Annotated in this window: 21 protein-coding genes and 4 pseudogenes; 16 read left to right on the top strand and 9 right to left on the bottom strand. The window is 61.6% G+C overall.

What is annotated here, in order from left to right:
- From ASG84_RS27805 to ASG84_RS28555, 10 genes and pseudogenes are all read left to right on the top strand, one after another.
- Positions 1-199 (top strand): annotated as a pseudogene (locus ASG84_RS27805) (ParA family protein); the annotation flags it as partial.
- Entirely contained in the window at positions 199-549 is a 351-nt protein-coding gene (locus ASG84_RS17095; RefSeq protein WP_057478233.1) for a hypothetical protein, read from the top strand. The pseudogene ASG84_RS27805 and the gene ASG84_RS17095, both read left to right, overlap by 1 nt.
- 171 nt (positions 550-720) lie before the next feature.
- Positions 721-1,427, top strand: a pseudogene (locus ASG84_RS17090) (DUF2637 domain-containing protein); the annotation flags it as partial.
- Positions 1,428-2,198: 771 nt separating this feature from the next.
- Positions 2,199-2,765, top strand: coding sequence for a hypothetical protein (locus ASG84_RS17085; RefSeq protein WP_037192089.1), 567 nt, complete (start codon positions 2,199-2,201; stop codon positions 2,763-2,765).
- Positions 2,766-2,941: 176 nt separating this feature from the next.
- Positions 2,942-3,283 (top strand): hypothetical protein, encoded by a 342-nt coding sequence (locus tag ASG84_RS17080; RefSeq protein ID WP_235581709.1) that lies wholly within the window; start codon positions 2,942-2,944, stop codon positions 3,281-3,283.
- A gap of 74 nt (positions 3,284-3,357) precedes the next feature.
- Complete coding sequence (locus tag ASG84_RS17075) at positions 3,358-3,894, top strand: DnaB-like helicase N-terminal domain-containing protein (RefSeq protein WP_057478231.1); 537 nt, start codon at positions 3,358-3,360, stop codon at positions 3,892-3,894.
- Positions 3,895-3,956: 62 nt separating this feature from the next.
- Positions 3,957-4,169, top strand: coding sequence for an urea amidohydrolase (locus ASG84_RS17070; RefSeq protein WP_235581708.1), 213 nt, complete (start codon positions 3,957-3,959; stop codon positions 4,167-4,169).
- A gap of 589 nt (positions 4,170-4,758) precedes the next feature.
- On the top strand, positions 4,759-5,097 hold the full coding sequence (locus ASG84_RS17060; RefSeq protein WP_052064964.1) for a hypothetical protein: 339 nt from the start codon (positions 4,759-4,761) through the stop codon (positions 5,095-5,097).
- Positions 5,094-5,261, top strand: coding sequence for a hypothetical protein (locus tag ASG84_RS27520; RefSeq protein WP_155290214.1), 168 nt, complete (start codon positions 5,094-5,096; stop codon positions 5,259-5,261). Before ASG84_RS17060 ends, ASG84_RS27520 begins: the two co-directional genes overlap by 4 nt.
- A 53-nt stretch (positions 5,262-5,314) precedes the next feature.
- Positions 5,315-5,440, top strand: coding sequence for a hypothetical protein (locus ASG84_RS28555; protein ID WP_268793490.1), 126 nt, complete (start codon positions 5,315-5,317; stop codon positions 5,438-5,440).
- 38 nt (positions 5,441-5,478) lie between these two features.
- Here the strand turns inward: ASG84_RS28555 and ASG84_RS17055 are convergent, their stop codons facing one another.
- Complete coding sequence (locus tag ASG84_RS17055; RefSeq protein ID WP_057478228.1) at positions 5,479-5,847, bottom strand: histone-like nucleoid-structuring protein Lsr2; 369 nt, start codon at positions 5,845-5,847, stop codon at positions 5,479-5,481.
- Positions 5,848-6,488: 641 nt separating this feature from the next.
- Here ASG84_RS17055 and ASG84_RS27100 point away from each other — a divergent pair.
- Complete coding sequence (locus ASG84_RS27100) at positions 6,489-8,408, top strand: PKD domain-containing protein (protein WP_156399574.1); 1,920 nt, start codon at positions 6,489-6,491, stop codon at positions 8,406-8,408.
- Between the two features lie 248 nt (positions 8,409-8,656).
- Here ASG84_RS27100 and ASG84_RS17045 read toward each other — a convergent pair whose 3' ends face one another.
- From ASG84_RS17045 to ASG84_RS17030, 4 genes are all read right to left on the bottom strand, one after another.
- A complete protein-coding gene (locus ASG84_RS17045; RefSeq protein WP_156399573.1) occupies positions 8,657-9,520 on the bottom strand; it encodes a hypothetical protein in 864 nt (287 codons plus the stop codon).
- 160 nt (positions 9,521-9,680) lie between these two features.
- Positions 9,681-10,931 carry a hypothetical protein gene (locus tag ASG84_RS17040; protein WP_057478225.1) on the bottom strand — a complete coding sequence of 417 codons (1,251 nt, stop codon included), beginning with the start codon at positions 10,929-10,931 and terminating at the stop codon, positions 9,681-9,683.
- A gap of 8 nt (positions 10,932-10,939) precedes the next feature.
- Positions 10,940-11,599 (bottom strand): hypothetical protein, encoded by a 660-nt coding sequence (locus tag ASG84_RS27515; RefSeq protein WP_156399572.1) that lies wholly within the window; start codon positions 11,597-11,599, stop codon positions 10,940-10,942.
- A 455-nt stretch (positions 11,600-12,054) separates the two neighbouring features.
- Positions 12,055-12,570: a hypothetical protein gene (locus tag ASG84_RS17030; RefSeq protein ID WP_057478223.1), complete on the bottom strand. Its 516-nt coding sequence runs from the start codon at positions 12,568-12,570 to the stop codon at positions 12,055-12,057.
- Positions 12,571-12,898: 328 nt separating this feature from the next.
- Here ASG84_RS17030 and mobF (ASG84_RS28255) point away from each other — a divergent pair.
- The 4 genes and pseudogenes from mobF (ASG84_RS28255) to ASG84_RS27510 all read left to right on the top strand — a co-directional run.
- Positions 12,899-13,730 (top strand): annotated as a pseudogene (mobF, locus tag ASG84_RS28255) (MobF family relaxase); the annotation flags it as partial.
- 1 nt (position 13,731) lies between these two features.
- Positions 13,732-17,046: MobF family relaxase (gene mobF / locus ASG84_RS17025; RefSeq protein WP_235581707.1), on the top strand; the 3,315-nt coding region annotated here is incomplete at its 5' end.
- A gap of 434 nt (positions 17,047-17,480) precedes the next feature.
- Positions 17,481-18,293 (top strand): hypothetical protein, encoded by an 813-nt coding sequence (locus ASG84_RS17020; RefSeq protein ID WP_156399571.1) that lies wholly within the window; start codon positions 17,481-17,483, stop codon positions 18,291-18,293.
- A gap of 715 nt (positions 18,294-19,008) precedes the next feature.
- Positions 19,009-20,823 carry a hypothetical protein gene (locus tag ASG84_RS27510; protein WP_156399570.1) on the top strand — a complete coding sequence of 605 codons (1,815 nt, stop codon included), beginning with the start codon at positions 19,009-19,011 and terminating at the stop codon, positions 20,821-20,823.
- An 821-nt stretch (positions 20,824-21,644) separates the two neighbouring features.
- Here ASG84_RS27510 and ASG84_RS17005 read toward each other — a convergent pair.
- A pseudogene (locus ASG84_RS17005) lies at positions 21,645-22,585 on the bottom strand (GlxA family transcriptional regulator).
- A 107-nt stretch (positions 22,586-22,692) separates the two neighbouring features.
- Between ASG84_RS17005 and ASG84_RS17000 the strand changes: the two are divergent.
- Entirely contained in the window at positions 22,693-23,004 is a 312-nt protein-coding gene (locus tag ASG84_RS17000; RefSeq protein ID WP_006247389.1) for a putative quinol monooxygenase, read from the top strand.
- A 1,087-nt stretch (positions 23,005-24,091) separates the two neighbouring features.
- Here ASG84_RS17000 and ASG84_RS16990 read toward each other — a convergent pair.
- From ASG84_RS16990 to ASG84_RS28550, 3 genes are all read right to left on the bottom strand, one after another.
- The gene (locus ASG84_RS16990) at positions 24,092-24,565 is read right to left on the bottom strand and encodes a DUF4913 domain-containing protein (protein WP_057478218.1); all 474 of its coding nucleotides are present in this window, start codon (positions 24,563-24,565) and stop codon (positions 24,092-24,094) included.
- A gap of 213 nt (positions 24,566-24,778) precedes the next feature.
- The gene (locus ASG84_RS16985) at positions 24,779-25,264 is read right to left on the bottom strand and encodes a TraM recognition domain-containing protein (protein WP_268793492.1); all 486 of its coding nucleotides are present in this window, start codon (positions 25,262-25,264) and stop codon (positions 24,779-24,781) included.
- 13 nt (positions 25,265-25,277) lie between these two features.
- A partial coding sequence (locus ASG84_RS28550) for a type IV secretory system conjugative DNA transfer family protein (protein WP_268793491.1) occupies positions 25,278-25,641 on the bottom strand: 364 nt, incomplete at its 3' end.
- Positions 25,642-25,953: the final 312 nt, after the last annotated feature.

The raw sequence follows: 25,953 nt of genomic DNA, 5'->3' as shown, positions 1-25,953 counted from the left end.
GACGATCAGCGGCCGAGAACAATTGATCGAGATCGCCGCAAGCATCAACGTTCTCGGCGATGCCGTTCCCAAGCGGGTTGTCATCAAAGACTCGATGGAGGCCCAAACCAGCTTGGTCGACTGGGGGACAACACAATCTCGCAGCCTGTCGACGATCTATCGCGACACTCTTGCGCTGCTCACGAAGGGACACGTGTGATGGCCCGGCCCGAACGTATGAAGAGCGCACTCGCCGGATCGAGCCCGGTCGATCCGCCGGAGAACTCGCGGCAGCCCCACGACACTTTTTCGTCGGCCGAGACCGGTGCGCAACCGTCACCGGACAACGCAAAACAGAAGCGTTCGTACTACCTCTACCAGTCCACGGTCGACGATCTTCTCAACGCAGCCGAAGCGTTGTCTGCAACGCCCGGCGCGCCGCGGGGCCCGTCGGATCTCGTCAATGCGGCCATCGAAGACTACTTGGAGTTGTTGCGCAACAGATTCAACGACGGTGCGCCGTTCCCGCAACGAACGGGCCCCCTCGCACGAGGACCGAGAATCCGATGAGCCGATCACACTCCGCGGCAACCCCGTTGACAACGAAGCCGTCAGACGTCGTTGCGCTCCATCCAGCGATCTTGCAGTGGGCCCTCGCAACGGCCGTTGCGCTGACAGTAGGCATTGCCGGGGCGTCCTTCNACGAAGCCGTCAGACGTCGTTGCGCTCCATCCAGCGATCTTGCAGTGGGCCCTCGCAACGGCCGTTGCGCTGACAGTAGGCATTGCCGGGGCGTCCTTCTGGCTCAGTTTCGCGGTGTTGCGTGATCTCGCGGTGATGGCTGGGATCGGTCCCGGCGAGGCGTGGGTGATTCCAGTGGTGTTGGACGGCGCAATTGTCTCGACAACAGTGACAGCCATTGCGCTGTCGAATCACACGGACAACCGCACGATCAAGGGCCGTCGCTTCGTCGTCACGATCTTGCGTGTTGCCGCATCGGCGTCGATTGCGGGTAACTCCTACCACGCAGTGTTGAGTGCGACCTTGCTTCCGGCCGTAGTCTCGGCGGGTATTGCCACCATTGCACCTATTGCGCTCCTTGCTATGACCGAAGTGCTGGCCGTCATACTTCGTGCACCCCGCGGGGCCGTCAGAGTGGAATTCGCTCCAAGTGCTGCTATAGAGGAGCCGGACTGGACGGACACCGAGTTCAGCCAAGAAGGCCCCAGCCCGAGCCGGGATGATTCGGAGGGCGAAGACGGCACGCGGGGAGAACACGTCGACACGGCGGACTCGCCTCGACTGCATGTGGACGACCTCACACCGGAAGTTGCGGAAACAGCGCGGCTCCGACACGCCCACCGCGAATGGTCGTGGGCACGAATCGGTAGAGAAACGGACGGCTCCGTTGCATCGACCGCGATGCGCCGATATCGGAAGTGGGAAGANCGACCTCACACCGGAAGTTGCGGAAACAGCGCGGCTTCGACACGCCCACCGCGAATGGTCGTGGGCACGAATCGGTAGAGAAACGGACGGCTCCGTTGCATCGACCGCGATGCGCCGATATCGGAAGTGGGAAGAAGTCACCGCAGGGATCGTCGATGGCCACCAGGACGGGCAATCCAAGTTTGATGACAAGCCAGCCAGCGAGCGTGACCGCATGTCCGCAGGATAGAAGTGCTACCGCGACATCGAGCCTCGTTGCTTTCCGTCGCTCCCGCACAATCACCACAGGCTGTTGATGGCTGTGAGGTGGTCGCGCCCGGATGGCTCAGTCTGCGTCGGGGCGCGCGCTGCCCTGGGACCACCTCCGGCGGTCTCCGGATTGAGCTCCGCTGCGCTCCGCACAGCAGAAAGAACAATTTCCTTCGCACATCTGGCTCCGATCGAGCATGCAGCACCCTGACCCGTCTTACCCAACCCGGACTCCGCGTTGCTCCGGCCCGATGGGCTCCGAAAACTTTTCAAAGCGCCTGCGGCTGAAAACTTTCCGGATCAGGGCCAGGACGCCGGTCCAGTGCGCCGCCTTCTCTCCTTCGAGCCAGATGACGGCGAAAGAAATTGGCAGAGCGAAAGGGGCTGAAAACTTTCCGGATCAGGGCCAGGACGCCGGTCCAGTGCGCCGCCTTCTCTCCTTCGAGCCAGATGACGGCGAAAGAAATTGGCAGAGCGAAAGGGCCGGGGGAGCCGGTTCCGCAATAGAAAGTGAGCCCGACATGCCGCAGAATACTTCCAGCACAGGACGACGGACCACCGCCGCACACAACGCCCGGACCACCGGAATCGTCACCCATACAACCGTCCTGGTCTCCGGACCCCAACAGGCCACTATCACCGCTACCGCCGCGGCCACCGACGAAGCGCAGATGATCGTCGCACTAGGTCACGTCATGATGACCTTCCGCAGCGCCGAAACAGTATCCGCAGTCATCACCGGATTTGCCACCGTCCGGGCCGCACTCGCCGGAGCCGATGGACAAGCCCCTCACCCCGCGCAACCAGGCGCAGAATTCGGGGCCGCCGCGATCTCCGTCCTGTGGCTCGACAGCCCCGAACACACCGCAGTGCCGCACCACCGCTACAGCTCCGAACAACGTCGCACCATCCACTGGGTAGACCTGCACATGGGACCTGTCACCTGGCGCATCACCGACCGCATCGGGTACGACACCCTGATGGCCGAACTCCGACGCGTTCACCGCGCTGCCGTCGGAGTATTTCTCGACGGCAGCCGCTACCGCCGCGACCCCGCCAAACTCCTCGATGTCTTCGACGACGTCTAGTACCACACGTTCGGCCCCAACCCCGGGGCCGAACGTCGTTTATCCACAGGCTGACTCGACACCACAGTTATCCACACCCTCGCCTGATCTGCCTCCGCAGCGAACGCTTTGTTGCGGACCTCGTGTGACGCTCGATTAGAAGCAGCTGGCCGGCACAAGCGACAAGGAACCAAACGATGATCACCTGGACCGTCACCACACACCCCGAGGACAACCCCGAAATTCTGACCGCAACCGGAGCAGAACCCAATCTCGAATGCGCGAAACTGGCCGCCGCCGATGCCGTCCGTATCGCCCTCCTCGACGCACGCGAGCACGCATCGTCCGACAACGGAACGCCGCCGTCCTACCTCGTCACACTCGACGGGAACCTGTGCCCTCATCATCGGACTCGGAAGCTGCAGGCCCGAGAACTACAACGCCGTCCTCGACAGCCTCGAGCAGTTCGACGGCACCGCACCACCGCACCTTCTCTATATCTGACCCACACCTCCGAAATAACGACCAACCCGGGATGACCAGGCACAGCGCCACCGGAGTACCGAAGCCAGTTCTCCTGCAACAGACCCGCATATAGAAACGAGGCGAACAGATGACCCCGTTGAGAGCAGTCGAACCCACCGACGACGACGATCACGCTGATCTGACGGACCATCCGGAGACAGCACCGGAAGCACTGGTCATCTGCGCACTGATGTGGTTGCAGGACACCAACGAGGCCGCCCGCATCGCAGTGACATTGCAGGCCAACGATTTTCACGATCTCGTTTATCGTGAGCTGTACGGCATCGTGCAGGGGCTGATCATCGACAACCTCCCACATGACCCCGCGAGTGTTCTGGGCGTTCTTGTCCGGTCAGGTGCCAGTGGACACCGCGGTGCACGGCTGCGTCGAACACTGACCGACGTCACCGCGGCGAACGCATGCGGAGCATCGGCAACCGACTACGCCGGCATGGTCCTGTCGGAAAGTTACCGACGTAGCTTCTTCGACGCAGGGATCAGAATTCAGCAGATCGCCGAGGAAGCGCCGGAAGAATTCCTGTTCGACCAGCTCGTCGAAATCGGAAGGGCGCAACGAGAAGCGACAAACCGCCTGAACGCCTTCCGCAGCGGTAGCACACTGTGACGGCGCGGGAAGAGCCAGAGCCGGGCCGTGAGCGGCGTCGAGCTGCCCTCGCTTCTGTCGGGTTGGCCGCCACAGACGTCGCGCATCTCGATACGGACGAAGTTGAAAACCTCGCTGCCGGGCGTGAGATAGATGAAGCCCTGGCCGCCGGCAACACACTGAACGAAGTTGCGCAGTCCACCGGTTACACCGAGGCAGTCGCCTCAGACCTTCTAAGCAAGTTCCGAGAGTTCCGCGACAGTCTCGCGGCGCGCAACCAAATTCCTTTGTTCTGAGTAACTTTTCACGCACACTTTGCGTGCCGCCATGACTCGGAGAGGCCGACGCCATGAATTTCATCCGCATCGACACCGACCGAGGGACCCTCTTCGGGCCGTCCTTCGCCGAGACTCTGACACACTTTTTCGGGCAGAATCAGCACGTCGAATGGGAATGCCACCAGCTGACCGCTGGATACTCCGGTGGGCGGTGCACAGTGTCGACTGCAATCCGAGTGCATCACCGTGGACAGAGGATTGTCGCAGCAAGGTCCTTCGGCACCCGCACCGTCGATGCAATCCCCGAGTGCGCAATGCACTTCGGATCGAGTTTCGCTACCGCACCGTTCGATGCACCCAAAATGCCTCGCTGGGTGTACGAGTGGGCGTATGACCTGCTGGTCTGAATTCACGGTATCTATCGACCGGTACAGATCGAAAGCGAACTTGCTCCAGCGCTACGGCGTTGACGCGGAGCGCTTCCGCGCACTGAGCAACGTTCGGCCCACGCCACAAGCCCGCCACGTGACGAAACTTCGACGAGATGTCAGAAGGTGCTGCGCAGCGCGCCGCACTTCGAACCCACCACACGGAAGGAACTCGGCCAGTGCCAGCACAAGCCTGGATTACGCTCATAGTCGGCGTCTTCGCCGTCGTCGGCGTCGCCGGAACCGTCAACCAACGCACCCGAGCGGACAACCGCTCCCAATCCTGGCAACGAATCACCTGGTGCCTCGAACGCACCGTCAGCGACAACCCCGACGAAGTTGCGCTCGGCTGGACAGTGTTCGGCACCGTCGCCGCAACTCCCTTCATCGCCAAGACCGACCGTCGCACACTCCGAGCAATTGCCGACCGAGATATTTCGCCCAGCAGCGACGACCTGGCGGAAACCGACGACAACAGCGACAATGGACCTACAACACACCGCGAGGAGCGCCCATGACCACCACCGAACCACGCCGGGCGTGGACCCCCGAGCAACGCCGGAAGGTCCGCGCCGCAGCCGCAGGAGCCTCGATCAAGCTCCGTGAATACGACAACGATCCGGTCCCGCAGTGGCTGCGCGACGTCGCCGCAGGCAAAGACACCAAGCCGCCGACTGACTGACCACCCCATCAACCCGACAAGGCCCGCCCCCAAACAAGGGGCGGGCCTTCGTCATGTCGCGCACATCGCGAATCGATGCCGTCGACTACGCAGAACGAGTGGCCGCCTTGCGGGCGGCAGCCGAATCGAACTCCACTGCGCTCGGTCCTGCCACAGCCCGGGCAGCGAAGAGAACATGAAGCCGCCGCTCGCGTAGACGCAGGCGGCTCACAGCCTGTCAGTGCGCGGCGTTGTACGCCTCTTCGATGTCGGCCGGGATGCGGCCGCGTTCGCTGATTTCGTAGCCCTGGTCGAACGCCCACTGCCGGATCGCCCGCGTCTGCTCGGGATCGCGCTTGCCCGATCCGCCGGCCGCTGTCGTGGCCGACGCGGCAGCGGGGGAGGGCTTGCGCTTGCGGCCACCGACTCGCGTCGCGTATCCGACGTAGTAGTCGAGTTTCTTGTGAAACTCGTTCGCGTTCTTCGCCTTCAGGTCGATCGAGTACTCGACGCCGTTGATCGCGAATTCGATCGTCTCGCCGGACTCGTCGTCGATGATCGACCCGTCGATATCGTCCACCAATTGGGTTGTCACTCGTTTGGCCACAGCGGTTGAACCTTTCCGTTACCCGTTACGATGCGTAACTGCATTCGTCTTCATGCAGGGTAACCGGCACCGATACTTCATTAGTCATCGACACAATCAATCGAGCCGCCGAATATTCGAGTTCGACGCTCCGCATTCAACCTGGCACGTGCCGAGGCAGTGCCGCTCTGTCACGCCGCGAAGTTGTCGACTAGAGCCGACCATCCGCCGGTGGCGCGTCGGGCAGCAGGGAGCGCAAATACCGGCCGGATCGTTCTGGTGCACCCATTACAAGCCAGGCACCACGTGGTCCTGGTCCCACCACAGGGACGGGCTCCTTGTTCTGACTCCGCACACCGGGTCGGAATACCGCCGATAGCCCTATCGTTGCGAGTGGACGGCACTCGATCCCAATGCCTCGGGTACCAACCAACAGCCGCTCCGAACGGCCCCCTGCCGACAGGCGCAGTCGCGAACACCGTCACCAACACCGAAGAGGGCCGGACATCACAGGCACGGACTGGTACTACCGATAATCCTACGTTTGAATGAACTTGCTTTCTAAGCTTCATAGTAAAAGGTATTCCTAGTTAGACTATGCCGCGTTTAGCGGGTTCGAACCACGGCCCCTGTTCAGCCACACAAATGTGAGTGAGGACTGCGTGAAACGACTTTCGGGACTGCTGATTGCCTTCCTTTTCGCAATCGGATTGACGCCAATCCTGCAACCGGTGGTAGCTGGAGCTCAGGCAATCTGCGCACCGGTTGCTCTGGTTCCATTTCGGGGATCCGGTGAGCCGAGTATCGGTGCCACTAAATATGCGTCCGTAGAGACGAAAGGCTGGGAGGGTCCGACTCTTACCAAACTGTTGAAGTCGCTCTACTCTGAGCATCCAGAGCTTGCGTCCACCCCGATTATCGAGGTAGGCGAAGCCTACAAGGCAGTCAAAGTCGATCAAATTGCGGAGATCGGTAGCCCTTTTCTGGCGGACAGCCCCGTGTACAAATCGGCATGGACCGGAGCCAGTGCGGCACTGAAAGCGATGTCCGATTTCAGATATGCGAGCGGCGGTCGTGGATGCTTGACTACTAAGTTTGTTCTGGTCGGTTACTCGCAAGGCGCGATGGCAGCACGCGAGGTTGCGCAGTTGCAGCCTTCTCTTGTCGGTGGGGTCTACGGGGTCGGTGATCCTTGGCAGCAAGCGAACGCGACGGGCGTGACCGGGGACGGGCGCGGAGGAACCGGAGTTTTCAGAGCCAAGGGGGTGGGCGTAGGAGCTAAAAAGGACGCATTCTACGGTCTGGACTTCCCTAAGCATTCACTGTGTCACGCGAAAGATCCCGTCTGTGATTTCTTTGGCGCGGCTCCGGGATTCGATAGTGGACCGCACACGAACTACTTTAACGGAGCGGAAGCAAGTAGCGAGGCCACGGCATTGGCGAACATTGTGTCGCGGTATTCATCGACACCGCCAGCCGCCACCAAGGCGCTGAATGTCTCGTTCGTCGTCGACACGACGGGTTCGATGAGTCCTTACATCGGCGATGCGCGGGCCAACATAGAGGCGATCTCGCAGAATGTGCTACGCACCAGCCCCAATTCCAAGTTCTCGCTGGTGGAGTACAAGGACTACGGCGACCCGTTCATTGCTCAGACCGTCGTCCCGTTGACCAGCGACTCGGCGGCCTTGGCAAACGGCATTCAGGGGCTGACCGCCTCCGGAGGTGGTGACTATCCGGAGTCCCTGTTCTCCGGTGTCGTAGAAGGTGTTCGTACTCTGCAGGGTACGACGGGGACGTCGGCAGTAGTGATTCTGCGAGACGCGCCACCTCATGATCCTGAACCGTGGAGTGGCCTGTCCAACAATTCGGTGCAGCGGATTCTTCTGGGCATCGACCCCGTTCCGAGCGCAGACGCACTCACGGCGAGCGGCATCGCTGCACGCTTTGCTCCGACCGATGATCGCGAGCAGGGCCCGGATGTTGGAGCGAGCACCTCGCCCGGGGAGGTTGCGCCCCCGGTGACCTCGTCAGCTCGGTTGACGAATGAGCCGGCGACACTGCCCTCCACGATTCTCTACGACGTCAACGCAGCTGGCGCGGGCTCGGATGTGGTGGGATCCATAGTGGACGCAACGGGCGGGCGCAGTTTCGGGATCGGGTCTCCGCAGGAGGTCACCACTTCTATTCTCGAAGCCGTCGACGACGCCAGCGAGGCCCCCGTGGCGAAGCTGGGTATCCCGTCTATCGTGACGGCGGGATCCGAGGCTGTGATCGCGGGAATCGATTCGTCGGGTCAGTCGCCGCTTCAATTCGAGTTCGATTTCGAGTCGGACGGGACTGTCGACGCGACCAACGAAGATGGTATTGGTGCCGTGACTTTCGCGTCTCCCGGTCAATACACGGTGACCTTGACGGTGCGGGATCCACGCGGTAGAACTTCGGTCACATCCGCTGTGGTCGCCGTCTCCGCGGTCGAGGATTACCCGATAGATGAGTCACCTGAGTCACCTAACGGGCCCGAGGCACCGTCGTTCGGTTCCAGTGGTTCGTCAAATGGTGGGTTCAACTTCGGGTTTTGATCGCCGGTTCAGCTGGCGGGTGGCAATCAGCCACCCGCCAGTATCCTTCACCCCTACGCCTACCTTGCTTCGCCTGCCGAGCACTGCCGCAGCAACGACCGGCCACTGATCGAGGAAGTACTACGCGTTGTTGAGGAACAGGCGGAGCAATTTTCAACCAGACCGCACACGCGACCTGGTTTTGCAGGCATGACGGATCGGTCTTTGTCGGAGGCGGTCAGATTGGGTCTAAACGGCCGACGTCATTGTTAAGCGCTTGTCTCAGCGCGCTTCACCTGGCCCGCGTCATTGTCGCCATTGCAAATATGGTCACCATTGTCGGCGGGTCCAAACTCAAGTTTCAGAGTGATTGAGTGTGGGCGCGGCGTGGTGCGGATCTGGTAGTAGACCCAGGCGTGCTGCACCGTGCGACGTGCCACACGCAGATGAGCCAAGAATAGCTCCAGGTTTGGCACACGTCCGCTTACTCGCCCGTGCTCGTAGAGATCGCCACTTTCGATTTCGCTGGTCACCGTCAGCATGGCCCACGTCTTGGCGTGGCTGACCCCGGAACAGACACGCCAGGCGGTTAGAAGCGACCCCGGTTCGTTAGGCAGGTCGTCGATCGAAGCGATCAAATTCTCGTATCCACCCGATCTGCCATTCGCCAGATCGATGTTGATCTCGGCGGCGATGTCGGTTGTCCATTGCTGCCTCTCCCGGTGTTCACCGCTATCGTCGAGCGGAGTTCCGGTGTAGGCCTTCGCGGAGTACTTCCACGAGTCGTTGTGCTGGGCGAGAAGCCGAGCAAGCCGTAGATCTGACTCTTCCGGTATCAAAAGCCACACTGTTGAGCCGGCGGATTCGTATGCAGCGCGCAAGAGCGCAAACTGCGCAAACGACCAACTCCAGTTGACCATCAACGCACTCGCCGCCTCGATGCATTCACAGGCGTGCAACAGAGCCCTCTGGGCGATAGTGGTAGCCCAGATGTGCGGAAGGCGGTCTTCGTCCTCGGCGAGGTCACTCTCTGGTGCGGCGCGACGACCCGGGTTGTCCGCCAGATAGGTCCTGATGCCATCCAGGCTGGTCAATTCTGCTCGAACTGCTACATCGAAGTCCGCGTCGTCCACACTCCAGTCCTATCATTGCTGCTCGCTCGGCTCGCGAATCCACTTCTATCGGCTGTAGCCCCCAGGGCGGTGCAGGCACGTCCACCAACCCGAACAGCAACAGGGTGGATGGCACCACGGTGGTGCATCGCGTTGGCAGAGAATGAATCTGCGCCGGATACTATAGTGAGGCTCGCGCCTTCAGCCAGTCGTCACGCCACCGGTGAAACTCGCCCGCGGAGGCTGAATTGGTTTCCAAAGCCTTGTGGATATTCGCGCGCTGATTCTTTGACGCGTACTGGTCCACCGAGCTCGGACCGCACATGACAGCGAGCGTCTTCGGGTAGGTCTTCCATGCGAGTACCAGTCGCATGGATATGAACGAGATCAAGTCTGCTGCGCATTCACCCGCGCGGTCGGATTCGGCTACCGAAGTAGTACGGCCGGAGTGGATGAGGCTGTTGCGGACATCGACAACGCGGTGTCGCCAATCAGCCACCGGTCCATCGATGTCGAGGTTCCAGCTTGCGCCCAGCCGGTGGGCATACATCGTCTTGACGCGGTGGGTGATCGAACTCGCGTCGGCCCACATTCGTGCAGCTTCCGCGGGCGTCTTATCCTCTTCCCACAGCATCGCCGCGAGCGTTGTGTCGAGTGCTACTTCGCATGTGATCGCGTTGCTCAGAACCGAGGCTCGGTAGTCGCCAGCGACGTGCTCTGCATGGCTGCGAGCGTGGTGATCACGGATCAACGCGCTAACGCTGCCCAGCGTGAGTTGAGTGAATACATTGCCGACCGCAACCGCGTCGACTAAATCCCAGGCTATGGACTGGACCGGCAGGTGGTCGAGCACGATGGCTAGCTGGTCTTCGTCGAAGCGGATGGACCCGGCGTCGGTCAGGGTACCGAACACGGCGGGGGTGATCGGATTTAAAGCTTTGTAGTGGAGTTCTGGCAACGGGATGCCTGCTGTGATTCGTAGCGAGCGAAGAGTGTCTGCCACCAGCCAGTGAGCCAGGGTCAAGGGGTCCACCTTGCCGTCGTGCGGCGGTGTCAAGGCAGCGGTGCGCTCCTTCACGGGAACCATCACAACTACCACTGAGCGTTCATGCGGGAGATTTGCAGTCTCAGGCTGCGTTTCACGGGCCGCCCGGCCCGTTACTTTGTCGAGGACCGTCGACGCCAAGACACTGCCTTCGTAAACAGGATCCACTCCGTGTTCCATCGTCGACCACGAAAGGAAGCAGGTGAACGCGTCCTGCATCCACGAGTGGTCGCGTTCGGAAGAATCGACCCCACGTATCCGTAGGTACTCGTGCCCGACATAGATTTGGACCGGTTCCGTGCTCAGGGGCACCGCATACGGCAACACGAATGAGTAGGCGATTACGCCAGCGGGCTCTTGCCCCTGAGGTACGTCGGTGAATTCCATCGGACCACTCATGAAGTCGATTGCATCCCGTTGGTGACACCGGTCCCGCTTGTTCGCGACCACAGGATCTGCTCGATCGCCAGCTCGTGAGTTTTCACGGGCTCGACCGACACTGTGGAACTGCGGGGGCCTCGTGTTGCAATCAGTTCGGCGATGGGTGCGAGGTAGTTCACCCAGATGGTGTCCCGCAATGCCTTCACATGTTCGGCGAACTCGACGGCGAAGTGTGAGTCCATGGGAGGGCCACCCGACGACGTCACTCGTACCCGGATGGAGTCGAGCACGTCGGGATCTGAGTCAAGGTAGTCGGCGTAGATCTTCACCGTCTCGAGATCTCGGGACTTGCGGTGGGCGACGTGGTCATGGCGCCAGACCATGAGAGTCTTGTGCAACTCAGCGCCACGGTCACCGCGAGCGGTCTGAACCAGTTCCTCGTAGTCGACGTTGCGCTTGTCGCTGGTTGCCATGCGTCCGTAGCAGACGACGGCAGCCTCCCAAAGTGCGCGCCTTACAAAGACGTTGGACAGCACGTCGGGTAGATCTGCCCTTTCGGATAGGGCCTGATCGGCGTGTAGAAGGTCAGCCCACAGTGAGGCCCACTTGCTGAGGCGATTTGCATCCGACTCGTTGAGTGTCGCCCGCCGCACTTCGTAAGTTCCATCATCCATGGGTAGATGATGCCCGGCGAGGCCAATGGCTTCCTGAGAAGGCCCGTTTGTTGCCCGCCGCAGTATCTATGACAGGACCCGGCGGGTTCTTTGCTCCGTGCGGATTGGCCGGCGACGATTCGCCGTCGGCGGACCGAGACGGACTCGGCCTCGAGCCACCACGACACTGCTTTGCTGATCCCGCACGTGTCTGAGGGCCCGTGGAGATCGAGCACGCTTGGGCCGCCAATTCCCACGGTGTGACGGTGTATCTCGCGTCGGTGAGTAGGTCCGCGTACGGCGCGGGACCACAAGCCGCATTCCACACCAAGCCAACGACGTAATTATTTCGCCGTAACCTATGTGCAGTGTGCGTGCGTTCCCGTTGCGTTCTCGAACTACCGTTGTGTTGCACTGAGTTGAGACTCTTCGTTGTGCGCGGGTGTGAAGCCTGCGGCGCTAGCTCAACTCGTTTGTCAGGCGATGCTGCGCGCGCCCTCTCCATCCGACCCCGCGTCTCCATCTGTCGAGGGCTCTGCAGACGCAGTTGATGCGGAATCCCCAGGGCTCTCGAAACTCTCCTCCGTGCTACTCGTGCCACCCGCGTCATTCTCTGCAGCCGGACCGATATCAGGCCTGGCGGTCGCGCGTGCCACCATGGTCGATTTGACCAACCGCGTCGCTTCCGGCACTGAAAGGTCCACCAAGGCAGCGATGCTGGCGTATGTTTCACCGCGTTTCTTGAGTTCGGCGAGTGCTCTTGCGCGTCTCTCATACGCCGAGTCAAGTTTGGTTTCCGCGTCCCGCCGCAACCGCTCGATCCTCGTGTTCACATCGTCGTTGATTTTTTGTTCGTCACGGGTGGCATCGAAATATGAAATCAAATCCTGCTCCTGATTCTTCAAACGCAACTGTGCGTCCGACAATCGCTGCGCATTGGCCCGCCGAGCCCGTTCCCGAGCGCTGACCGGTCCACCGTTTGAGGAAGTCATACGGGACAGGCTACCGCCGACATGCCGGCCGGCGAAAGAGTGTTGCGTACCCGCACTCGACCTGATTCATCTGTGCTGCTCCAGTTTTCGTCCCCCAAGGTCCATGTACGTCCTGATCCGTCCGAAATCCAGATACGATCGACTTCAGATTTCCTGTAGCCGTTTGCGAAATAACAAACTAATCGCCACACACCTCTTGCACTATTAGTGTCCATGGGCGGAATCTGCGTACTATCGCGACCGTGCCGCGCGATTCAGAAGCAGATTTCGAGGGAGATCGACTCGTGAGATCTCGTGACACACCCGCTCGTCGACGGCGGTGCCCGCGATGATGACCGTCCACGCGCTGCACGCCGGCGACGGCTACACCTACCTCACCCGCGAAGTCGCCAGCGCCGACACCCGCCTCGAACGCGGCCAAGACCTCACCGACTACTACGCCGCCGAAGGCACCGAACCGGGCATCTGGGGAGGGCGGGCATCGGCCGAACTCGGGGTGTCCGGGCATGTACGCGAGGATCAGATGAAGGCACTGTTCGGTGAAGGCCTGCACCCCGAAGCCCAGGCGTTGATTGAGGCCGCTGTCCTCGACGGAGCGCAGGCGAAGGCGGCGATCGACAGCGTGCGGCTCGGCCGCAAGTTCGCGAGCTTCCGCAACGAGGTGCCGCTGATGAAACGCATCCGCGCCGAGATCGACAACGACCGCGCCGCTGGCGGAAAACCGCTCACCGCCGACCAGTGCCAGCAGATCCGCTACCGAGTCGGAGCCGACGAATTCCACCGCGAAGTCGGCCGATCACCGTCCAGCGAAGCAGAACTCGTCCGCTACATCGCCTCGCAGCAACGCCGCGAACGTCAACCCGTCGCCGGCTACGACTGCGTGTTCACTCCACAGAAATCGGTGTCGGTCCTCTGGGGCCTGGGCGACGACGACACCCGTGTCGCGATCGAGCGCGCACACAGCGCCGCGGTGAGCGATGCCATCGGCTGGGTCGAGGACAACGCCTCCTACACCCGCGTCGGCAAAGCCGGTGTCGGACAGATCGAATCGACCGGCCTGACGTACACCCGGTTCGATCACCGCGACAACCGCAACGGTGACCCGAACCTGCACACCCACGTCGCGATCTCCACCAAAGTGCAAGGCGTCGACGGCAAATNTTCGATCACCGCGACAACCGCAACGGTGACCCGAACCTGCACACCCACGTCGCGATCTCCACCAAAGTGCAAGGCGTCGACGGCAAATGGCGCAGCCTGGATGGACGCGTGATGCACAAGCTCGCCGTCGCCGCATCCGAGCGCTACAACACCCTCATCGAGGAGTACGTCACCCGCGAGCTCGGCACCGTGTTCGCCGACCGACCCGGCACCGGAATCAACAAGCGCGCCGTCCGCGAAATCGAGGGCATCCCCACCGCGCTGCTCAGCGAGTTCTCCCGCCGCGACGCCATCGAGTCACGGCTGGAAAAGCTCGTCTCGGACTACCGCAAGACCCACGGCAAAGACCCCTCGACCGCGATGCAGATGCGCCTCGCCGACCAAGCGACCCTGGAGACCCGCAACGAGAAAGCACCACCGAAATCGCTCGGTGCCCAACGCGCGGAATGGCGCGAACGTGCACTCGACGTCGTCGGCCGCCGCGCCCTGAACTCAGCTTTGAAGAAGAGCATCGGGAACACGATCACCGTCACCGATGCCGCCTCGATCGACCACCGCGAGATCGCCCGCACCGCCGTCGCCCGCATCGCACAGCAACGCTCGAGCTGGAACCGCTGGCACATCCAAGCCGAAGTCCAACGACAACTACGGCCGCTGGTGTTCGCGACCGCGGCCGAGCGTGACGCGGTCGCCGAGAAGGTCACCGAAGCCGCTCTCGGCGCGGAGTCGATCCGATTGACTCGCCAGATCGACGCGACACCCAGGGCGTTGCAGCGCAGCGACGGGGCGTCGATCCTGACCGTGCACGGCAACGAGACCTACACCAGCGCAGCGATCCTCGCCGCCGAGCACCGCCTCGTCGGTGCCGCCCACACCCCGACCGCGGTCATGGCACCCGCCCACGCCTACACCGCCGCCCTCGCCGCGCACACCCAACGCAAGGGCTGGGATCTCGGTGCGGACAAGAAAGCACTCGTCGAGCATTTTCTGTTCTCCGGTGCGCTGCTGGCTGCCGGTGTCGGTCCGGCCGGCACCGGCAAGACCACCGCCATGCGCGTCGTCGTCGATGCCTGGCGCAGTACCGGATACGACGTGATCGCCCTCGGACCGTCCGCGAAAGCAGCTGGCGTTCTCGGCGATGAACTCGGTGTCACCGGCCGCACCATCGCCGACGTTCTGACCCGCTACGAGAACGAACTCGACACCGGCATCACCCCGGGGTCGATGATCCTCGTCGACGAAGCAGGCATGGCCTCCACGCACGATCTGGACCGGCTGACCTACATCGCCGCCGAGCACGGCGCAGTGGTCCGCCTGCTCGGTGACCCGCAGCAGCTCGCCGCCGTCGACACGGGCGGTGCACTGCGACTGGTCGCTCGATCGAGCGCGGCACCGGAACTGGTCGATGTCCACCGCTTCCGCGACAAAGACGAAGCCGAGATCTCGCTGCGACTGCGTGACGGTGATACCTCCGTCGCCGCCTGGTACGCCGCGAAGGACCGCGTCCAGCACGGCATGGCCGACGACCTCGCCGAGAAAGTTTTCACCGCCTGGGCGAAGACCGCGGACACCGACTCGACGTCGTTGATGATCGCCAGCAGCAACCACGCCGTCCGCGTCCTCAACGACCGGGCGCGCACCGAACGACTCGCCAAGGGACTGGTCAAGAAGGGCGGCAACGACCTCTCAGACGGACTGCGCGCCAGCGCGGGGGATCGCATCGTCACCCGCCGCAACAACACCAGCCTGCGCGTCACCGGCACACGTGGGGAACGAGTCCGCAACGGCGACTTGTGGACGGTCAAGACCGCGCACCGCGACGGCTCGCTGACCGTGCGCCACCTCGAACACGGCGGGAGCATCCGCCTGCCGGCCGAGTACGTCAAGGAGCACTGCGAGCTCGGTTACGCCGCCACCATCCACCGCTCCCAAGGGATGACCGTCGACCAGGTCCATGTCCTCGTCGACGACACCATGAACCGCCAGGCCCTCTACGTCGCCCTCACACGTGGGCGCGATGGAAACCAGCTGTACGTGCCCATCGACCGGATCGTCGACCCGCACTTGATCCACGTGCACCCGGACAAGAAGATCGCCGACGAAGTCGTGCGGACCATCATCGGCCGCGACGGCTCGGACGTCTCGGCGACCGAACAGCAACGCGACGCCGCCGTCGCGCACCGCAAGCTCGACTACAACGTCGGCGGATACGAGTACGCGGGCGAGCTAATGGACGCGCACCGCATCGAAGCGATCGTCCGCGAGAACATGGGTCCGGAGTTGGCGAACACGATGATCGCCGAAGCCGAATGGGACACCTTCGTCCACCAGTACCGCCGCGCCGAGCAGCTCGGCCTCGACGCCGCCCCCGCCCTCACCGCCGCACGCTCGGAGCGAGAACTCTACAGCGCCGACTCCGTCTCCGCCGTGATGCACTGGCGACTCGAAAAGCACATCGAGAAAGGTGCGGACGAGATGCACGTGTGGGCGCAAAGCATCGAACCGACGCTGCGCACCCAGTTCGGTGAGCACGCCGAGACCATCCTCGGCGACGACGGGGCGTGGCCCGACCTCGCCGCCCATCTGCGCAATGCCGAACGCGCCGGCAAAGACCCCCACGCCGCGATCGTGGAACTGCGGCGCGGTGTCACCGACCCCGAGCCGAGTGCAGCGAATCTGCTCGACGATGCCGAACGACGCTGGCCCCTCGGCCGAGAAGCACGCGACCACAGTGCCCCGAGTTGGGTGCTGCCGCCGATGCAGGACCGCGAGGGAATCGACCCCGAGCTCGTCGCCTGGACCCGCCGCCGATACACCGAAATCGCCGAACGCACCCGCGAGCTCGGACAGCACGCCGTCGACGAACAACCCGCCTGGACCCGCCACCTCGGCGAGGTTCCCGACTCCGGCGGTGCCCGACTGCGCTGGCAGATCACCGCCGGCCAAGTCGGGGCCTACCGAGAACAATTCGGCATCGACACCGACCGCACCCTCATAGGTGATCGACCCGAACAAGGCGAAGCGGCCCGCGCGTGGGATCAGGTCAACGCCCGCATCAAGCCAGTCACCGCACCCGCGTCGGTGACCGCACACGCAGGCCCCGGTCAGCAGTCGGCACCGACCCCGCAACCCGTGACGGCAGATCCGATCGTCGACACGGATCGGGCGCGACGAGAGGCCGCAGAGCAACGCGCGACAGAACAACGCCGCATCGCTGCGGAGCGAAAGACTCACCGACGAGACCAGCTGCAACGTCAAGGGCGAGAGAACGGCGCTTCTAGGCCCACTCCGAGCACCCGGTCGCAACTTCGATAACTACCTTCTGTGGCTTGCATCCGCCACGGAGACGGCTGTCCACGAATGCGAAGTCGATCTGCACCCCGCAAGCGGTCCGGGCTGGGCGCCGAAATCTTCTTCCGACGGAGTTGTGCACGAAGTGTCGCCCCGCGCACTCCATTCGATGGATCCGGAAGCGCAGGTTGACCAGGCGTCATTGTCAGCAACGCTGCCCATCATGCGGCTGACCATACGAGTGAGGACGAGGGACTACACGGAGGCACAATTTGGCTCCAGTTGAACCGCACTGGACGTGCACGTGTATTTTTTACAGACTGTATATCTCTGAATTGACGATCGTGGGGCACATTCGAGTGAGTGCGACGACGGACTGGACCGGTGCCGAGTGGCAGGCGTGGTGTGAGACCTTGTGGCGTAAGCGGTACGCGTCAAAAAACCCTCATGATCTTCAGATGGTTCCAGCCAAGCATCAAGGGGACCTCGGGATGGAGGCGTTCTCCCACGACGGACACCTGTATCAGTGCTACGCGGTCGAGGAGCCGATCTCAACCGCAGAGCGGTACGGCAAGCAGAGAGACAAGCTTTCGACTGACCTATTTAAGTTGAAGACTAAGAAATTAGATGTAAAAAAAATTCTTGGATCAGTCATAGTCAAAAAGTACATCTACATGGTTCCGTTGCACGACTCGCGCCACCTGGTCTCTCATGCCCAAACAAAAGCTGCAGAGGTGAAAGGCTGGAAACTTCCTTTCATAAGTCAAAGTTTTGCAATTGTGATCGAGACTGAAGACGACTACGTCACTGAACGTGACTTGGTGCTAGCAATCCCGAAGCCGCTTATCGACCCGGTGCCTCTCAATAGCAGTGCCATTCCAAACTGGAAAGATTCTAATTCGGAACTGAAGGAGCGGGCACTTTCCAAGTTGGCGGGCGTGCTGGATGAAAATGCTCGCTCCAGAGTTTTTGACGCATTATTGCGAAAGTACTTAGACGGGGAGAATGCTCTAGATCGTTTGCGAGTCGCAAGCCCTGAAGGGTATCAGAGCATTCAAGTCAGTGTGAGTCACAAGGAGTCCGTATTGGTTTTGGACTACTCGGCCGATCCGGAAGGAACTCAGCGAACACTGAAGGAGATCGCGGGCGATCTATCCGAAGAATTTATGTCTGTTTGCCCGATACTCGATAAGCGAACGACTGAAACCTTGGCGTGGGCGAGCGTTGCTGACTGGCTAATGCGCTGCCCACTGAGTTTTGGAGACAATTGATGTCCGAGAGCCCCTTGTCGAGGGGGAGTTTCGACGACGACGAGGTGCTGCAAATACTTGACCAAGACCTGCCAACACGCTTTACACAAAGAGCTACTGACATACCGGGGGACTACAGGATTGCCTGGCGTGTCTCGGTATTGTGTTTACTGTTGAGTCACGGCAGATCCAGTTCGCTTCGTCTTGAACACCTGCACGTCTTATGGTGGGCTGCCGGGTCGAGCGCATCGCGTGCTCGATTCCTCCGTTGGTGGAATGGGTACCGTAGTCCAGAGGAAGTAATCGTGAGATTTGATCCAGCGCTGACAACATCGGTTGATCTTGCCCTTGGTCAGGGCTTGGTTTTGAAAACGCGACAGGGCGCTCTTGAGCTAAGTGAGGACGGTTTGCGGTTAGTTCGACAAATCCGAGAGGATCCGGACTTGCTCCTCGACGAGCGGGCGTTCTTGAATGAACTCCCCCGGAAAATTCCCCAGAACCGGTTGCAGCAAATATTGGAGTGGACCTGATGCAACGCCTTCGGATTGATGCTATCGACCTCTTGGTTCAGACTGCAGCTGGGCGAATGACGCGTAGCCTCAAATTCTCTGAGGGTCTAAATCTGCTTAGAGCGGACAATTCTTCTGGTAAGTCGACCGCGCTGCAGTCGATTATCTACGCTCTTGGTCTGGAGGGTATGTTGAGTCCGAGTCATCGTATACCGCTCCCTCATGCGATGACCGACAGCATAAGTGTGTTTGGTGTTGAGGCAGGCGTTGTTAGTTCTGAGGTCAGATTGCAGATAACGAACGCTGCCGGCAAGCAAATCACAATAAACAGGACAATTGTTGATGCGGCGCGCGACAAGCACTTGATCTCCGTCCAGCACGGCCCAGCTTTAACGGTCGGGGGTACTTACGTTGCCACTGACTTCTATGTTCGACGCCCTGGTTCTGCAACTAATGAGGCTGGATTCCATAAGTATCTACAAGAATTTCTAGACTTTGACTTGCCTAGAGTTACTCGGATGGACGGAAGTGAAGGCCCTCTTTATCTTGAGACTATATTTCCTTACTTCTTCGTTGAACAGAAACATGGATGGAGTGGTATTCAAGCCAGAGTGCCCACCTATTTGGGAATTAGAGACGTGGGTCGCCGCAGTGCGGAATTTATCCTGGGTCTAGGTGCGTCTGACCGTGTCCTGTTGAGGCAAAGAATTTCATCGAACATCGCTGAGTTGCAGTCGTCGTGGCAAGTATTGGTTGGTCAGATCGTCGATCGAGCTGCTAAAGACGGGATTACTCTTCGGGGGACGTCGGAGCTGACCGCCAAATCTGTGGAAGGTGTTGAACGCTTCCGTCCGCAGATCGCGATAGGCGAGACCTGGACAGATCTTTCGAGGGCGATCGCTGACCTTGAAAAAGAAATCGAAGTTGGTCTTGCCTATGTAGAACCCGCTGGTGAAGCCGCGGATCGAGTAGAAGAGGAACTCTCCCAGCATCAGGGTCGTCTTCGTGAACTGATTAGTCTGTCGAACAGACTGACGGGGGAGCGTGGAGAAGTGTTTCGACGTGTTTCGCAGATCGACCTGCGGCTGGAGGCACTTGAACAAGATTTGAGAAAGCATCGCGACGCGAAGGTACTTCAGAATTTGGGCTCAAGTCTGGCGTTGAGTTCGATTGCGGATCATGTATGTCCCACATGTCACCAAGACCTACAAGATGGCTCGGAAATTACTCAACATCCGATGAGTATTGATGAAAACATACGATACATTCAGCAGCAATTGGCAACATTTAATGGCAGTCGTGGGGACTACGTTCGAGTAACTACTGCGATCGACCTAAGGTTGCAAAATCTCGCCCGCGAGATTCGGGCTGAAAGACGTTCGATCAGAGCAGCGCAGGAAACGTTGGTCTCTCCGAATTCGAGCCCCTCTGTATCCGATATCTCTACCCGTTTGTCTAGTCAGCACAGACTATCGTCCCTGGTTGAAGCAAGTGCTGATATTTCGAGGCTAAAGGAATCGTTAGCGCAAGTCGAAACGCGATTTCATGAGCAGGGCAGGTTGCTTCGTGAAGTTCGGGGCGATGAGCTGTCGGATAGTGACAAGGCCATTTTGCGTAAGGTTGGAAATTCGATGGTCATGCAGCTAGATGCATACGGATTCAAGTCTATAGAACCCTCTCAGGTAGAAATTAGCAAGGTTACCTACAGGCCAAACCATGAAGGCTTCGATCTGGGTTTTGACTTGTCTGCTAGCGACATGATTCGAGTAATCTGGGCGTATCTTTTTGCGCTCCTGGATGCAGGTTCTGGACCCGAGGGTAATCATCTTGGCTTGCTGATTTTCGACGAGCCGAAGCAACAGGATACGGCGAAGGAAAGTTATCGTTCGCTGCTGCAGCACGCCCTCAAGGCGTCGGAGTCAGGTGCCCAGGTGATCTTCGCAACCAGCGAGTCTTCCTTGAGCTTGCGTAGCATGGTTGCGCAAGAAAGCTGTAACTTAATCGACCTGGCGCCCGGGGAAAAGTTGCTGCAAGCCGAGTAGGTTCCAGCGTTCTTGTGTCATAGTGATCTGCGCCTACATCAGACGAGAAAGATACTTGAAATCCCCCGGAGCGCTCCGTGGCCCGAACCGTGCAATGACGGGCCAGCCTTATCTCACGAGCGTTGGGCACCAGAAGCCAGATTGCCTGTGCAACCGCCAACTGCGCTAATGCGAACAAGCGTCCGGTGTGCAAGCGGGAACTGATTCGCCCTGGTGTCATCCGGCGCATCAAGGAGTGCGCGAGTGGTCTGCAGATGCTTAACTGCCTCTGTCAGGTTCAGTTGCGACTTGTCAGATGGTCATTTGAGGCCACGATTTAGCCGTCCTCACCCAGCGGGCTGAATGGTTCCGGGTGGAATTACCGTTCGCGCTGCGCAAAACGCCCAGTTGCTTGAGAGGGCTTCGAACGGGATTCCGAAGCATTGCCGGCTCTTCCCAGATGACGGTGTAGGTCGGCCGGGCGCGTCGGTCCGCAGATAGACGTCGAGGTCTCCCGACGATGGAGGTTCCTACGCCATCCATCCGAAAGACCTCGACGTGTCCGACGCTACCCCGCCGGCCGGCTTCGGCCGCCCTGACCTGACCGCCTTCGCGGCTCATCCCAATCGACCCTGATCGGGTCTGCTGACCCCCTCGACGAGAACGCAGCGACATCACAGCCACCCAACCCCGACCGCCCGGGAAGCCGGGGCACGTCACATGGCCTGTGCTGCGGGCGTGTCGAGTGGGTCGTCCAGGGGCGACGCAGGAGCGTCGACGCGACGTGCTGAGAGGTGGTTCCAACCGAGCGCTAGGACACCGGCTACAGGCATGGCGATAGGTCAGGAACGGCGTCGCTCCCTGCGCAGGAGGGAGCGCAGAGTCTCGGCGTTCGCGTAGCCGACCCGTAGCGCGATCTCGGCGGAGGTGAGGTCCGTGGTTGCTGAGAGGTGCCGCGCTCGTTCGATGCGAAGCCGTTGGACGAAGCCGAGCGGAGTGAGGTTGAGCGCTGCACGGACTGTCGTTCGAGGGTGCGCCGGCTGGTGCCGAGCGACTGCGCGACGAAGGCGACGTTGAACGGTTCGTCCAGGCGGGCGCGCACGAAGCGTTCGAACTCGACGACGATCGGGTCCTCGTGCCGGAGATGTTCGTAGGCGACGAAGGCCGCCTGCGACGGACGCTCGTCGATGATGAGGAGCTTGGCGACATGTTGGGCCAGGTCGGGGCTGATCGATCGCACGAGTGAGAGCGCGAGGTCGATGTGGGCGAACGCGGCGCCGGCGGTGACGAGGTTCCCGTCGACCACGACCATGGTGTCGAGATCGAGGGCGACGGTCGGATAGCGCTTCAGGAACTCCGGCCCCAGGAACCAGCTGGTCGTCGCCCGCCGATGATGCATCCGTCCAGTCTCGGCGACGGCGAACACGCCGGTGCACGCCGCGGCGATCCGGGTGGTCGCGTCGTCGAGGCGCCCGAGTGAGGCGATGACCGAACGTGCATCTCGGCTCTGGAGGGCGTCGTTGGTAGCGGCGGCCGTGAGGGTTCCAAGCGCAGGGACGACGACCACGTCGAACTCTCCGGACTCCGACAGCGGGTGGTCTACCGACAGGGTCATCGATGCCGTCGTGGTCACTCGCCGTTTCGGTCCGAGGATGGCGAGTTCGATCGGGTCGATCCGCGGGTCGACATCGCCGCGGGCTCCGTCGGCCACCCGCACGATGTCGATGACCGACGCGACAGCCGAACCGAAGCAGCCGTCGATCGCGATCAGTCCGATACGCATGGCGCGAACAATAGCAATACTGTCGTATACGCCACTCCCCACCGGCCCTCGCTCGTCATACGCTGAACTCGCCCCACGAAGAACCCCGACTTCAAGGAGAACCCCTCATGTCCACACCCGCATCACTTCCGTATGCCTTCGTCGCCAAGATCGTCGCGGCCGATGGACAGCACGACGCGCTCGCCGATCTGCTCGCCGGCGCTGTCGCACTCGCCAACGAAGAAGTAGGAACGATTGTCTGGTTCGCGGCTAGGACCCACGCCGACACCTTCTGGATCTTCGATGCATTCCCCGACGAGGCCGCTCGCGACGCCCACGCCAACGGCGCCATCGTCGCAGCCCTGATGGCCAACCAGCACCTCCTCGGCGCAGCACCCGAGATCCTGGCGGCCGACGTCCTCGCGTCCAAGCTCCCGTAGTCCGCCAACGCACGAGACGATCGCGCCCCGCCGAGCCGTCGGACCCGACCGCCTCGACACCCGCACCACGTTGACGATCCCCGACGGGCCGATCACGAGGAGGCCAGGCAACACCAGGCGCAAGCCTGGAGCGGCACTGTTTCACCGGTGGTCATCGAGAGAGCCAGCGCGGCTCCATGGCAGCGCAACTGTGTCAACTTGCCCTCCGTCCCGCGAGGTGCCGTGGGCGGGTCGTGGTTGCGATCCGTTGCCGTGACGGGAGACGCGTTGCGCGTCGCAGCGATGACGGGTCGTTGGCGTTCCGGGGCGTTGCGTTCGTGCGCGTCGCGCGTGCGGCATGGAGCATCTCGCTGCGCACACAACGATCGCTGCGCCGACGCACCGTTGACACCTCGCACGTCCAGGTCGCGACACAACTCCACGCTGCGTTGCCGAGCGGAGCGAGGCCTATCGGCACACGGACAGGATGCCGGCCGCGAGCGCTCAGCAGGCGAGGGGTCCGTCGCAGAGGAGAGCGACGTCGGTGTCGGGCAGAGCCGTGAGGCCAGCGCATCGCGCGACCACCAGAACCGAACCGACGACCTAATCACGTCGGCTCTGCGTCTATCGCTTGATGCGCCCACTGGGTGAACGAGCCGCTGACCTGCACAAACGCCGAGCGTGGGGGACGCTGCCATCCGGTGGTGACCGACGACGACCGACCAGTACCGACCGTTTTACCGGAGTTTCACCGGAGCTCGCGGCGGCGTCGAAGCCGAGCAAGCTCCATTCTTTAGCTCACCGCGCCTTGCTCCTCGCCGGGTCCCGTCGTCGTCGAAGACGTCTCTCATTGCCTCGTCGTCGGGCTCACTAATGGACTGAGGCTAGTCGGCTCGATGAGTCCGAGCCTGACTGAGATCAGCAGGGCGAAAATAGATGGCCCGGCCACAGACCGCACGGTCCGGGCGGGTGGACTCGCGGTCAGTGGCCGGGTTCAGCGGACCAGTAGCAAGCAAGCGTGGTGTTGTGCCGTCTCCGGGCGGGATAAACGGCATCATGGCCAGGCTTGAGCTGTACAGGTCCGCAGCTCAGGGAGTGGGAAATGAGGTCAGGTGGAAGGAACCCAGGCACCCATGCGGGCGTTGAAGGTCCATTCGATGCCCTCGAAGCTGACGGGGCTGTCGGGGTCGGCGGGGTCGAGCGGTTCGGCGAGGCCGGAGTCGATGGCCATGTCCATGTCGTTGGCGGGGATGGTGCGCACTTCCTCGGCCGCACTGACGTCGACGACCGGGGTCGGCGATGGTTCGGGGCGGGCGTCGACGTCGGCGTCGACGAACTCCTCGATGCCGGCGAGCGTGGCCGGCGGCAACGGGCGGTGCGCACACCGATCATGGGTGCAACTGTCGAAGTCCGAGATGTCACGGATACGCACCATGAGCGGCCGGAACCACTGGGTGTGCCAGGCGGTGAGGTCGTCCCGGTACTCGTCTCCGCGGTAGTAGGCATCGGTCCACGCCGCCATCAGGGCGCTCAGTTCCTCGACGACGGGATCGTGGCGGTACCAGCACGGCGGGATCTGCATCGGTCCACGCCGCCATCAGGGCGCTCAGTTCCTCGACGACGGGATCGTGGCGGTACCAGCACGGCGGGATCTTGGTGCCGAGCTCGTAGCGCTCCCGCAGCCAGGTGGTCCAGTCGATCAGCTCCGACCACAGGGCCCGAGCCTGCTCGCCGTCGAGATAGCGCCAGGTGAACCGCGAAGGCACCAACTCTTCCTGCTCGCCGCCGGGGGCGGTCACGACAGTGTCGTCCCGTCACTGACCTTGTCGAGCACTACCGCGCCGGACTGCACCTCGGTACGTGGCGCGGTGCCCGATGCCACGATCTCGTCGAACATCTTCTGCGACTGCAGCACCGCGGCACGTGATTCCTTCTCGTCCCACACCGTCGGCAGATGCACCAGGATCGGCGGCGCGGTCCGGTAGATCAACAGGCCTTGATCGGGGTCCATCTGACGGATCTGCGCCGGCGACATCACCGGTACCTCTCGCAGCGTCGGGCCGGACTGGGCGTTGCCGGAGGGCTGCCATTCGTATCGGTCGCCGAACATCTTCGAGATCGCTTGCAGTTCGTCGCCTTTGAGGCCGGGAAGGATCAGGCGGGCGGGTGAGTTGTCGGCGAACATCTTGCCGGCGACCGCGCCCCAGCGGAGCTTGTTCTGCTCTTCGTTGTGGGCGTAGGCGTGGATGGTGATGCCTCGGCCGCCCGAGTCCGACATCAGATCCGGCAGGCCNCCCACGGAACGAGCGAGGAGTTGTCGGCGAACATCTTGCCGGCGACCGCGCCCCAGCGGAGCTTGTTCTGCTCTTCGTTGTGGGCGTAGGCGTGGATGGTGATGCCTCGGCCGCCCGAGTCCGACATCAGATCCGGCAGGCCGGGGATCGGGGCGACGTTGTTGACTTCGTCGAGCTCGAATCGGATCGGGGGATCGAATCGGCCACCGGGCAGGAACTGTGAGTGGCGATCGGCGAGGTGGTGCACTTCGCTGGCCAAGGCCGCGATGAACGGTGCCGCAGAATTGTCCTTGCCTTTCGAGACCAGATACAGCGTGTCCGTGCCGGATCGAATGAACTCGTCGATGTCGAACGACTCGGTCATCGGCACGTCGACGGCCATGAGCAGTGCGGGGGAGGCGAGCGGGGCGAGAAGTCTGCTGGCCGCGCCGATCATGTCGTCGGAGGAGTCCGATCCGGAGTCGAGGATCTGGCCGAGTTCGGCCTCCCAGCCGGGCATGGTCCGCATCAGGATCTCACGTGGTTCACGGCCTTTACGCGAGTTCACCCATACGCGCAGCGTGGCCAGATCCGCACCACTGATCGCGGCCGCGTGCAGGTAGCAGCGCAGCAGCACCACTGCTTTGTCCTCCCAGTAGCCGCCGTTCTTGGTGTCTCCCATCGGCATTGCCGACAC

The organism is Rhodococcus sp. Leaf278 (genome assembly GCF_001426085.1).
In the GTDB taxonomy this organism is placed as follows: domain Bacteria; phylum Actinomycetota; class Actinomycetes; order Mycobacteriales; family Mycobacteriaceae; genus Rhodococcoides.
This window is presented reverse-complemented; position numbering and strand designations above follow the sequence as displayed.